At 42.9% G+C, this 12,014-nt stretch carries 9 protein-coding genes; 6 read left to right on the top strand and 3 right to left on the bottom strand.

From position 1 onward, the window contains the following. Positions 1-228: 228 nt before the first annotated feature. Positions 229-1,413 carry an acyl-CoA dehydrogenase gene (locus CIK80_RS12725; RefSeq protein ID WP_095570273.1) on the bottom strand — a complete coding sequence of 395 codons (1,185 nt, stop codon included), beginning with the start codon at positions 1,411-1,413 and terminating at the stop codon, positions 229-231. A gap of 176 nt (positions 1,414-1,589) precedes the next feature. Between CIK80_RS12725 and CIK80_RS12720 the strand changes: the two genes are divergently transcribed. Then, positions 1,590-2,417: an IclR family transcriptional regulator C-terminal domain-containing protein gene (locus CIK80_RS12720; RefSeq protein ID WP_095570272.1), complete on the top strand. Its 828-nt coding sequence runs from the start codon at positions 1,590-1,592 to the stop codon at positions 2,415-2,417. On the opposite strand, the gene CIK80_RS12715 is transcribed toward CIK80_RS12720, so the two are convergent. Both CIK80_RS12715 and rtcR read right to left on the bottom strand, forming a co-directional pair. Then, positions 2,414-2,815: a hypothetical protein gene (locus tag CIK80_RS12715; RefSeq protein ID WP_095570271.1), complete on the bottom strand. Its 402-nt coding sequence runs from the start codon at positions 2,813-2,815 to the stop codon at positions 2,414-2,416. The two genes, CIK80_RS12720 and CIK80_RS12715, sit on opposite strands and share 4 nt — an antisense overlap. Positions 2,816-2,872: 57 nt before the next feature. Further along, a complete protein-coding gene (rtcR, locus tag CIK80_RS12710; protein WP_095570270.1) occupies positions 2,873-4,588 on the bottom strand; it encodes an RNA repair transcriptional activator RtcR in 1,716 nt (571 codons plus the stop codon). Positions 4,589-4,849: 261 nt separating this feature from the next. Here rtcR and CIK80_RS12705 point away from each other — a divergent pair, with 261 nt between their 5' ends. The 5 genes from CIK80_RS12705 (at position 4,850) to CIK80_RS12685 (ending at position 11,915) form a co-directional block, all read left to right on the top strand. Then, a complete protein-coding gene (locus tag CIK80_RS12705; protein WP_095570269.1) occupies positions 4,850-6,082 on the top strand; it encodes an RtcB family protein in 1,233 nt (410 codons plus the stop codon). A gap of 36 nt (positions 6,083-6,118) precedes the next feature. Then, positions 6,119-7,801, top strand: coding sequence for a DUF4209 domain-containing protein (locus tag CIK80_RS12700; RefSeq protein ID WP_179288386.1), 1,683 nt, complete (start codon positions 6,119-6,121; stop codon positions 7,799-7,801). 67 nt (positions 7,802-7,868) lie between these two features. Further along, the gene (locus CIK80_RS12695) at positions 7,869-8,327 is read left to right on the top strand and encodes a DIP1984 family protein (RefSeq protein ID WP_095570267.1); all 459 of its coding nucleotides are present in this window, start codon (positions 7,869-7,871) and stop codon (positions 8,325-8,327) included. 469 nt (positions 8,328-8,796) lie between these two features. Beyond that, complete coding sequence (gene rtcA, locus CIK80_RS12690; RefSeq protein WP_095570266.1) at positions 8,797-9,897, top strand: RNA 3'-terminal phosphate cyclase; 1,101 nt, start codon at positions 8,797-8,799, stop codon at positions 9,895-9,897. Between the two features lie 209 nt (positions 9,898-10,106). After that, positions 10,107-11,915: an FMN-binding glutamate synthase family protein gene (locus CIK80_RS12685; RefSeq protein ID WP_095570265.1), complete on the top strand. Its 1,809-nt coding sequence runs from the start codon at positions 10,107-10,109 to the stop codon at positions 11,913-11,915. The last annotated feature ends 99 nt before the right edge of the window (positions 11,916-12,014 follow it).

Here is a 12,014-nt window from a genome sequence, read left to right as displayed (position 1 = left end):
CCATCGGGTTTAACAATATGATCAGTGCTTTTAGACGAGGATGGCGTGGATATGGCGACAGTCATAATAATCCCTTATTTTTAACGTATTCTTTGTTGCTTTAACATGCAGTGATTATGGATAACCACTAAAAAACGTACGTTACTGTCCATAAATACTATTTGGTGAATCAGACAGTGACGTACGCTATAAGATAAAATTGTACTAACAGTTATTACCTAGACAAGATTAATAAAATGCTTGAATGCCTGTCTGTGCACGGCCTAAGATAAGTGCATGAATATCATGCGTGCCTTCATAAGTGTTGACGGCTTCTAGATTCATCACATGGCGAATAATATGGAATTCATCAGAGATACCATTGCCACCATGCATATCACGAGCCACACGAGCAATCTCTAATGCCTTGCCGCAGTTGTTGCGTTTGATCATAGAAATCATCTCAGGTGCCGCATTGTGCTCATCCATCAAGCGACCAACACGCAGCGCTGCTTGTAGACCCAAAGCAATCTCAGTCTGCATATTGGCAAGCTTCAACTGTACTAGCTGCGTTGCGGCGAGCGGACGACCAAACTGTTTGCGATCTAGCGTGTACTGACGGGCAGCCTTCCAGCAGAATTCTGCCGCACCCATACTGCCCCAAGCGATACCATAACGGGCTTTATTCAAGCAGCCAAACGGTCCTTTTAGACCACGGATATCTGGGAAAGCATTGGCTTCAGGGACGAATATTTTGTCCATGACAATCTCACCCGTGACGGACGCACGCAATGAAAATTTGCCTTCGATTTTTGGTGCGGACAGCCCCTTCATGCCTTTGTCCAAGACAAAACCGCGAATCTCGCCTGCATCATCTTTTGCCCACACGACAAACACATCCGCGATAGGGCTGTTGGTGATCCACATTTTATTACCTGTCAGCTCATAGCCGCCATCAACCGCACGCGCGCGTGTCGACATCGATGATGGGTCTGAGCCTGAATCTGGCTCTGTCAAACCAAAGCAACCGACATATTCACCAGTAGCAAGTTTGGGTAGATATTTTTCTTTTTGCTCTTCTGTGCCGTACGCCCAAATAGGATGCATCACTAGGCTGGACTGTACGCTCATCGCTGAGCGGTAACCTGAATCCACCGCTTCCACCTCTTTGGCAATCAACCCATAAGCCACGCTCGACAGTCCAGCACAACCATAGCCCTCAATCGTCACGCCAAGTAGACCCATTTCACCCATTTGACGCATGATGTTGCGATCAAAGTGTTCGTTACGGTTGGCCTCCACGATATTTGGCATCAGCTCTTTTTGAAAAAACTGATGAGCGCTGTCAGTGACCATACGCTCCTCTTCTGTCAACTGATCACGCAATAAAAAAGGGTCTTCCCAATCAAAACGTGGGCTGGTCGATGTTGCCATGTGTCTCTCCTTGATATCAGTCTTCCTGACTGACGAGTAATGATTAATAAGCCGTTTGATTTAACAAGTCATTGACTTCGATATTCCGCTATGCGAAACTTAGTTTCACAATATAATTCTATTTAAGCAAAGTTTCAGTGCGCTGTAAACCTTTATCAAAGAAATATGAGTATAAAATGACAAACTCTCTATCGAATATTCCACCATTACTCGATCGAATGGATAGCGCTCTTCATCAAAATAAAGAAGACAATGACCGACAATTTGTAACAGCGCTGGGTCGTGGATTGATGCTATTGACGGCTTTTGAGCATCAAGAGGTACTCAGCCATCAACAATTATGCCAAATGACCAAACTGCCAAAAGCGACCATCACACGACTTATCCATACCCTTACCATACTTGGATTTTTACGCATCACAGAGTATGGGCATTACCAGCTGGGTAGTAGTGCGATGAGGCTGAGCGCAACCGCATGGAGCCGTCATGATATGGTTGCCGCAGCAGAACCATTGCTACGGCAGTTTGCCCGCGAAAACGAAGTATCAGTGAATTTGGCCACAGAGATTGGAGGAGAAATGCGTTATCACGCCTGCTGTCGTAGCCCTGCTCGCCTCTCAGTCAACTTACAAGTTGGCTCGGCAGTGCCGGTGGCCTACACCGCGATTGGTCGCGCTTTTTATGCAGTAAGCTCACCAGTCAGACAAGACATGATGCTAAAAAACATACGAGATAATGTGTCTGAAGCAGAGTACGTCCCTGCACAAGTGGCCTTGGATCAAGCTGTAGAACACTATAATAAATATGGGTACACGGTCTCTGATGGGGAATTTTCTACTGATATATTGGCCGTCGCCGTCGGTGTGTTTGATGTTGCTATTGGACAATACACTTACTCACTGAATGCCAGTGTTCCAAGTGCCAACTGGGATATGGATGAGTATGCGTCTATGATTGTGCCTAAATTACAGGCACTGGCGGCTGGGATTGGGAGTGGGGTTTAAAGCGGTTTATAGTGAGCATTTTTGACATCATAGATCCTCACTGAACCATTTGAACTAATCTGGTAGCGGTCACGTACATGAGTAATGTTAGGATCGCCACCACAATTTTCATCGTGAATCTCAATAGCAGCAAAATCCCAAACCGTTGCTATGGTACTTTTAGCTATATCACTATCTTTACCATTCTCGATACGAAATTTTAAACAGTCAAGATCTGCGACTTGTTGCTTCTTTAAAGCAATAAGCAACCACTCGAATGCAGTCTGCTCTGTAATTCCTGTCATCACAGTTGAATTATCTACGATTGAGTCCATCATTTGCCCTGATTGATATGTTGAATGGCAAGCCGTCAATGATATAGCTAGAATGACAAAAAAGGTTGACTTAAAAAAGTTCATATAAACGTCCTTGATAAAGTAGTTAATGTTAGTACTAAGGTTATCAGCTACGATCATCTAACCTAACTCATCGAATTTAAGCCCAAACTTCATCAAATATTTACGCAATCTATCGCTATCATTCGGGCTTTTTAGCTTATCGCGGGAGTTGGCGTATAAATAACGCCCCGCTGTCGCTTGATTTTTATGGTTTATACACACTTCAATCACGTACGCCAGCTGCACTGCGTCAAAGGGATCAATCGTTGCGATAGCATCTTCATCAAGATAGGTATTGAGCTTTGCGTAGCTTGCTTGCTCAATGGAATGACTATCGGATGTTAGTTTAGAGTTATTATTACTTAGGCTATTTTTACTATTGTTATTTAAATGGGATAAATTTTTCGAGCTATTAGGTAACATCCAAAGATGCGTTAAGCGTTCAATCTCCGCCTCTACATCACCTACTCGTATCACTTTGCTCTCAGCCAACGTGGTCAGACGAATCATACTGGCAGTTAAATCACGGAAGTTTCCTTGCCAGGTCGCCTCAGAACTTGTGGCAAAATTTTCATAAAGCGCTCTTGCTTCAGGCGTAAACCGATATTGCTGCTGTTGCTCGCTGCCCAAACGCGCCAGCTCATAGTCGATATTGGCTGGTAGATCCTCAAGCCTGTCTTTTAGTGACGGCAAAAAGAACGTCCATGTGTTCAATCGCGCAAATAAATCTGCACGAAAGGCTCCATCATCAACTGCTTGACGCAAATCTTTATTAGTACCTGCCATCAGTTGAAACGACACGCTAATCGGCGTATCACTGCCGAGCGGATAGAAACGCTGTTCCTCTAATGCGGTAAGTAGCATGGCTTGTTCATCGAGACCCAACTCACCAACTTCATCTAAGAACAATAAACCACCATCAGCAGATTTTAGCAGTCCTTCTCGACTCGATGCCGCGCCCGTAAATGCGCCCTTCACATGACCGAATAACACACTCATCGCCGTATCACCGCGCAAGGTCGCGCAGTTGACTTCGATGAATTTATCAAGCGAGGATTTACCTTGGCCACTACTGCTGGCTTTGGCTTTTTTTAACGCATAAATTTGGCCTGCCAGCTGAGACTTGCCTGCTCCTGTTGCACCAATCAGCAATATTGGCGCAGTCGAGCGCGTAGCGACCTTTTCGATATCAGAGATCATCTGTTGATAAGCCGCATTTTGTGTGACTAAGTTGGCCTGCAACGTTTGCCAATGCTGCTGCTTTTCTGCTTCAAAACGTTCGCGCAAACCATCATAGCGTGACACATCCAAATCAATCACTTGATAGCGACCTTGCGGATCAGTTTGATCGGGTCTCGGACAAGGCGAGGTTTGAATCAGATCCGCTGGGATAAAGCCCGCTTCTACCAACAAAAACCAGCAAATCTGCGCCACGTGCGTGCCCGTGGTCAGATGCAGCAAATAGTCCGTCTTATCTTGAAAATCAAACGCCGCTACAAAGTCATACAATTCAGCATAAACCTCGGCAAAGTCCCACGGACTCGATAGCGTAACGTGATGACCAATGACTTGAGTATGCGGACTGACTTGTACCATGTCATCAACAATGATCTTAAATAAGCGCTTATCGCGTTTACTATATAAGATATGTAGTTCATCGACGAGTAACTCATCGTGTAAACCAAGGCTCACGGTTGGACGCCAGCGTTGCCAGCGGGTTTCGCTAAAGCCATTATCTAAGGTGGTGCCGAGGAAGCCAATAACGGCGGTTTTGTTTGTTGGTTCATTACTCATAGTAGTTATTCATTAGGGTTTAATTATTAACCAATAATATATTAAATTCTATTTATATAGAATTTTTTCTATGAATTATTTCCCAAAATTTTTATGTATAATTCCGAAAAAATAATAAAAAATATTTAACCTATAAGTATCAAATGCTTATATATATGAAAATAATAAACTCACAAACTGGCACGCTCTTCGCACTGTATAAAGCATAAGAAAATAAATTATTTTATGAAATCAGTATTTTAAAAATTAAGGAACATATTCATGCAACCAACAAATCATAATGTTATTCAGGACGGTGGAACGCCAATCAGACTTTGGACAAAGGGCGTTCCTGTCGATCCAAAAGCACATGACCAGCTTATCAAAGCATCACAAATGCCGTTTATCTATAAGTGGCTCGCGGTGATGCCTGACGTGCATGTCGGGATTGGCGCAACTATCGGTACGGTATTGCCAACCAAAGAAGCGATTATCCCTGCGGCTGTCGGTGTCGATATTGGCTGCGGTATGATGGCAGTACAAACGACGCTGACCGCTGATGACTTGCCTGATAATTTGCGCGGTCTGCGCACTGAGCTTGAAAAAGCCATTCCACACGGCCGTAGCAAAACTCGTGGACGCGGTTCTCGTCGTGATGTCGGTGCATGGACAAATCCTGATAATAGCGTCAAAGATAGCTGGGGTACATTGGTCGATGATTTTAATTATCTGACCCAAAAGCACCCTAAGCTTAAAAACACCAATAACCTGACTCATTTGGGAACGCTGGGTACGGGCAACCATTTTGTAGAAGTGTGCTTGGATGAGACCAATCAGGTGTGGATCATGCTGCATTCAGGTTCGCGCGGCGTGGGCAATGCCATCGGTCGCTACTTTATTGAGTTGGCGCGTGAGGACATGCGTAAGTGGTTTATCAACTTGCCCGATAAGGATTTGGCTTATTTCGCCGAAGGGACTGAGCACTTCGATGACTACTGGTTTGCCGTAGGCTGGGCGCAGCGTTTCGCTTTCAAAAACCGTGAAATCATGATGGAAAAAGCAATCAAAGCTTTGCGTCAAATTGTGACGAAACCGTTTGATGCGGCAGTTAAAGCGGTGAACTGTCATCATAATTACGTCGATAAGGAAGAGCACTACGGTGAGGAAATATTTATCACTCGTAAAGGCGCGGTACGTGCTCGCGTTGGTGAATACGGTATCATCCCAGGATCAATGGGCGCAAAATCCTTTATCGTGCGCGGTAAAGGCAACGAAGAATCCTTTTGCTCTTGCTCTCATGGTGCAGGTCGCGTGATGTCACGTACTCAGGCAAAACAGGAATTTACGGTAGCCGATCAAATCGCGCAAACCGAAGGTGTGGAATGCCGTAAAGATAGCGATGTGATTGATGAGATTCCAGCGGCTTATAAGAATATTGATGATGTGATGAACGCGCAGAGTGACTTGGTGGAAGTGGTACATACCTTGCGGCAGGTGGTTTGTGTTAAAGGGTGATATTAACAATAATTTAGTTATTTTTAGGAGATGTTTATGAAATTGCCAGATATATATATGCGAGAAGCAAATAAAGTAAATTCTTTTCATGATATTTTTAGTTTAAAAACATACTTATGGGACAATCCAAACGATGAAATTCAACAGAAATATATAGATTTTGAAAAAAGTGTATTCCTACTATCAGGCTTAACGCAAGGGGAATTAACGCTTGGAGAAATTAATTTAATTGAGTTGAAATCATATATTCACACTAAATTAAATATAGATAATAGATACTTAAGTTTGTTGTATAACATTGCTTATATTAACTTAAAAATTAAGCTAAAGGAATTTCAAGACCAGCCACGCGATATGCTAGATGTATGGTTTGAACAATTTAACGAACTTTCGAGTGTCTATAGACCAGATGACAGGACGAACTCTATTGTTTCCTTACTGAATAGGTATTTGATTCTGTCTAAGAGAGTTTGTGGCAGAAAGTTCGATGAAAACTTAGAAAAAGCGTATGCTCTCATCATTAATTTTGATAAGAATCCAGAACCTTTTACAAATTTATGTAATGAACAGCTGTTATCATTTTTTTCAACTGACGAAAGAAAAGCAATACTTACTCACTTTTTTGAGTCACTAAAACAAAGTATTGAAAGTCTAACAGACAATGAAAAGTCAGATATATTTTTGGGTGATAGCTATTTTTTCGTCTGCCTTGGAAAAATTATTGACCATAGTGTCAATAATAGTTTTGATGATTTAAAATATGAAGTAACAAATTACCTTATAAGTAACACTTTGAACCACCTAGAGTGCAGTGATATAAATCCACTTACTAAGTATAGTAAGCTTCAATACTGCTTAGAAATATCAAAATATCACAAGGATAAAGAAAAAATTAAAAACATTATACTGTTGAAGATAATTGGAGCTTCAACAGAAACTAATGTCCACATGATTAGTAATATTGAGACTTTTGAACAAAAGCTATCTAAACCTTATCAAGATTCTCTTAACAAACAAATTGAGTTGTATAAAAAATTCAATGCATTAGACTGTTTAGCTCACATGTCACATACTTTCTTTAATAGTTCTGAAAGTATGCTTAAAAATAGTAATAGCAGTAACTTTCACTTTACGATGTTAGCAAGTCAACTTCTATTGGATGACAGTGGATTGATTAGAGGTATAGTAAACGATGATGAAAGTAGAAGATTTAGCGATTTGAAGCAGGGTATGATTATACTTTTTCAAATACATTTACCACTATTTCATAGCATCAGAGAAAAAGACAGTTTCGAAGAAGATTTACTAAAGGTTGAATTATTTAATTCAAATGATGATAAACATATCCGCAGTGCTATTAGAGACTTTATTGAAGAAGATTATCATGGATTTGTTTCTCGCGCTGTCCCCCTCATCGAGAAGAAGTTACGCTTACTACTTCGCAGTCTAGGTGAAGCCGATATTTCTCCAAACAATATAGGTGGATTCGATTTCCGTCCAATGAACGCCTTTATGTCTAGTCAGGTAATAGCTGATTTTTTTACTGAACCTGTAAGGTTTATGTTTAAAGTGCTGTACGATGATAGACGTGGCTTCAACCTGAGAAATAAGATTGCACATGGCATAGTCGAAGCTGATGAAATTGGCTTTTTTCATGCGCTATTAGTTCTTTATACAATCGTATATTTAGCCACCACCACTCATGAGAGGACTGATTGATAAGGATTATAGTTTTACCTTTGTAGAATGCGGCTATTATGACTATAAAAAATAAGAGAGAACGAAAATGAAACTCGCAGAAGCCCTACTTATCCGTAGCGATATGCAAAAAAAATTAGCGCAAATCAAAGGACGCATTCGCAGTAATATCAAAGTCCAAGAAGGCGACACGCCAAACGAAGACCCAAATGCATTGATGATCGATGCCAGCCAAATCATTACCGAATTGAGCGTGTTGATTGAACGTATTCACCGTACCAATGCCATTGCCACAACCAATGAAGGTCAGTCGATGCTGACGCTATTGATCGAACGTGATACGTTAGAAATGCGTCACAAGCTCTTGATAGAGGCGATCGAAGCCACCGACACCGAGGTTGACCGTTATAGTCCTCGCGAGATTAAGTGGCATGTCATGGTCTCGGTAGCAGGGTTACAAAAACAAGCCGATGATATTGCCATGAAACTGCGCAAGATTAACCTTGTCATTCAAGCCAATAACTGGCAGATTGACCTTGTTGAATAAGTAATATAGTCGATGACATGTAAAGAGAATATAGCACGCTTCTAAGCTAAGCTAAGCTGAGTTTTTCGAGCCTCTGGAGTGCGAAGCACACAGCAAGCGAGGAAAACTTAGCTTAGTGAAGCGCCACTCAAGATTCGTTTTTTTATTTAGAATTTTCTGCCAGTTTACATTAGGCTAGCAGACTTCCCTTTTGGAACCGACTGGGCGAGTGTCAGACCCCAAACCGCCACAGCAGGGGGTTGAAAACATACTGTAGTGGCTGCTACGCGTTGCGGGCAAACGCATTTTTCACAACTCCTGCCCCGTACTCGTCACTTGGCACAATGCACCACTTAGACCTTACTACCAGACACTGACAGTCGGTTTCAATTTTATTATTCATGCGACTTGATACTTTTCGGGTCGCATTTTGTTGTCTCCTTATCAAGAACATCACGGCACAATAGCCCAAACCATAAAGATATTTATCATGCCAGCACCAACACAAGAACTCTTAAAAATCGACGGCAGCACAGGCGAAGGCGGCGGACAAATTATCCGTACGGCGCTGTCGTTATCGATGCTCACTGGTACGCCAATTGAAATAATCAATATTCGTACTGGACGCGCCAAACCCGGATTGATGCGACAGCATTTAGTTTGTGTACAAGCCTCACAAGAAATATCAAATGCGGCGGTGACAGGCGCACAGATGGGCAGTACGACGTTTAGTTTCACGCCTAATGCTATTCAATCGGGCGATTATACTTTTGATATTGGTTCGGCTGGCAGTACCAGTCTCGTGCTACAAACGCTATTACCTGCCCTACTTTTTGCCAATACGGGTTTAGCTGCACAATCCACCGTAACTATTAAAGGTGGTACGCACAATCCCCTCGCACCGACCACAGACTTCTTAACCGGAGCATTTGTTCCGGCCCTTGCTAAGCTCGGCATGCACGTTGATCTTGAATTACAACAAGTAGGGTTTGCACCCATCGGTGGTGGAACGGTTAAAGCAACCATTACGCCTTTTTTGCGTCGTGCTAATACCTTGCCCTTTACACTTACTGAACGTGGCGATTTGGTTAACATCGCCTTGGTCGCAAGCGTGCTCAATTTGGATTACGACATTTGCAAACGTGAGCTTGCCAGCGCGCAAGCATCATTGGTCGAATCAGGCATTGATAAGACGCTGATAACCACTCATAGTCGTAAATTACAGGGCATTGGCGAAGGCAATACGTGCTATGCGCATGTCACTCATCAATTTGGTAAGACGTCCATTCAGCAGTATCATCAAGAAATATTTACCTTGCTTGGAGAAAAACGCAGTTCAGCAGAAAACATGGGCAATCGCTTGGCAGGATTGGTTAAGCGCTATTTGTTTAATACCGATGCGCTGGTTGATGAATATCTAACCGATCAGTTGCTCCTACCTTTGGCGTTATCGGGCGGTGGTGCGTTTAGCTCGCGTATGATTAGCGGCCATACGGAGACACAAGCATGGCTGATTGAGCAATTTTTGCCTGTTGAGATTCAGTTTGACGTAGTAAACGACGATACGACATTGGTCAAAGTCATCGCTTAAACTATGTAAGGCTTAAAGTCGGCATTAGCACACTGTTACTCAATTACTGCGATGCGGTGATATCATGTGTGTATGATATAAGCGATAAATTTAAGTGCCCTATGTTTAAGTGCCCTATGTATGTTCAGTGATAAAAATAGGGCTTTTTTACGTCTATCTTTATATTGTCTCCGTTTTTTACCATTTACGTATTGCTGTTGAGTATTGTCATGCCTGAGTCTCGTACCAATCTGAACCCTAAACCCAAAACCAGCTCTCCTTATTGGGTTGGTTTATTGCTGCGCTATAGCACTTTTGGCGCGGCAATTTTTCTTCTATTAGCCGGTCTTTTACTGACCAATTGGTGGCTAATTGTGATTGGCGGGCTTGGAGTGGCACTGGGTATTTATGACTTAATTCAATCCAAGCATTCTGTTTTAACTAATTATCCTGTCGCTGGTCATATTCGTTACGTTTTGGAGGATTTTCGTCCTGAGATTCGCCAATATTTGCTAGAAGACGATAAAGAACAAGTACCGTTTTCGAGACAGCAGCGCGCGCTTGTCTATCAACGTGCTAAGAATGTCAGCGACACCAATGCTTTTGGTACGTTAGACAATTTATACACGCATGGTAAAGAATGGTTTTTACAATCAACCGTCAGTCAGCCTTTAGAAAATAAGGATTTTCGTATCATGGTTGGCGGTGAGCGTTGTCAGCAACCACATGATATGTCGGTCTTTAATATCTCAGCGATGAGTTTTGGGAGCTTATCAGCCAACGCCATTATGGCGCTCAATCAAGGCGCAAAAATTGGTGGATTTACCCATGATACTGGTGAAGGTGCCATCAGTCCCTATCATCGCAAGTTTGGCGGTGATTTGATTTGGGAGCTAGGCACAGGATATTTTGGTTGCCGTGACGACAATGGTAACTTTGATCCAAAATCCTTTGCCGAAAAAGCAGCTGATCCGCAAGTCAAGATGATCGAAATCAAAATGTCACAAGGTGCCAAGCCTGGCAAAGGTGGCGTACTACCTGCAGAAAAGATCACTCAAGAGATTGCAGATACTCGTCAAGTGCCGACTGGTCAAGATTGTATCTCACCCTCCTCGCACACCGCTTTTAGTACCCCGCGTGAGCTCGTTGCCTTTTGGCAGCAGTTACGTGACTTGTCCGGTGGTAAGCCTGTTGGTTTTAAGCTGTGCGTGGGTCAACCTTGGCAGTTTATGGCAATTGTCAAAGCCATGATAGAGACAGACAACTACCCTGACTTTATTGTCATTGATGGTGCAGAAGGCGGTACTGGCGCGGCCCCCGTTGAGTTTATGGATAATGTCGGCATGCCAATGGTTGAAGGGTTTTTGTTGGTACACAATACGTTAGTTGGTGCCGGCATTCGTGACAAAATCAAACTTGGCGTGAGTGGTAAAATCGTCTCTGGCTTTGATATCGCTCGTATGATTGCACTGGGTGCGGACTGGTGTAACTCAGCGCGCGGCTTTATGTTCGCAGTAGGCTGTATTCAGTCGCGCTCTTGTCACACCAATACCTGTCCAACAGGTGTTGCCACTCAAGATCCGTATCGCCAAAAAGCGCTGGATGTACCAAGTAAAGCCGAACGTGTTGCAAGTTTTCATAAAAACACGCTAAAATCGCTTGCCAGTATCGTCGGCGCAGTCGGTCTACAGCACCCAAGTCAGTTGCAGCCTTATCATATTGCCCGCCGTTTGGATGATGGACAGATCAAGCTATTATCAAAGTATTTTTATTTTACAGACAAAGATGCCCTACTCGATCATAGCGCGCGTGCAGATGTATTCAACCAGATGTGGGTCATGGCAAGTCCTGATAGTTTCCTAGCCAATAACGATGCGCTTATTGCTTACAATAAAGACTCACGAGACAAGGGAAAAGAAACCAGTGCACCGACAGAGCGAAGCATTGCTACTGGTAACTTCGAAAATATCGTCGATGGTGGCAGACTGATCGGTAATGTCAACAATACCTTTCGAGAGTTTCCACCTAACAATGATTAAAAATGATGACGAAGCAGTGATCGAGAAGTAATGACTCAACGATGATAAAACGTGATTACTGATCGTTCATTCTATCCTACCTATTACAAAAGATTTTTT

Origin of the sequence: Psychrobacter sp. JB193 (assembly GCF_002285555.1) — a bacterium.
GTDB classification, from domain to species: Bacteria; Pseudomonadota; Gammaproteobacteria; order Pseudomonadales; family Moraxellaceae; genus Psychrobacter; species Psychrobacter alimentarius.
The sequence above is the reverse complement of the archived record's forward strand: the minus strand, read 5'-3'. Positions and strand labels throughout refer to the sequence as shown.

Coding starts and splice junctions, on each gene's coding strand:
- CIK80_RS12705 (WP_095570269.1), top strand. CDS start 4,850: ATGCAACCAACAAATCATAATGTTATTCAGGACGGTGGAACGCCAATC.
- CIK80_RS12725 (WP_095570273.1), bottom strand. CDS start 1,413: ATGGCAACATCGACCAGCCCACGTTTTGATTGGGAAGACCCTTTTTTA.
- CIK80_RS12695 (WP_095570267.1), top strand. CDS start 7,869: ATGAAACTCGCAGAAGCCCTACTTATCCGTAGCGATATGCAAAAAAAA.
- CIK80_RS12715 (WP_095570271.1), bottom strand. CDS start 2,815: ATGAACTTTTTTAAGTCAACCTTTTTTGTCATTCTAGCTATATCATTG.
- CIK80_RS12685 (WP_095570265.1), top strand. CDS start 10,107: ATGCCTGAGTCTCGTACCAATCTGAACCCTAAACCCAAAACCAGCTCT.
- CIK80_RS12700 (WP_179288386.1), top strand. CDS start 6,119: ATGAAATTGCCAGATATATATATGCGAGAAGCAAATAAAGTAAATTCT.
- rtcA (WP_095570266.1), top strand. CDS start 8,797: ATGCCAGCACCAACACAAGAACTCTTAAAAATCGACGGCAGCACAGGC.
- CIK80_RS12720 (WP_095570272.1), top strand. CDS start 1,590: ATGACAAACTCTCTATCGAATATTCCACCATTACTCGATCGAATGGAT.
- rtcR (WP_095570270.1), bottom strand. CDS start 4,588: ATGAGTAATGAACCAACAAACAAAACCGCCGTTATTGGCTTCCTCGGC.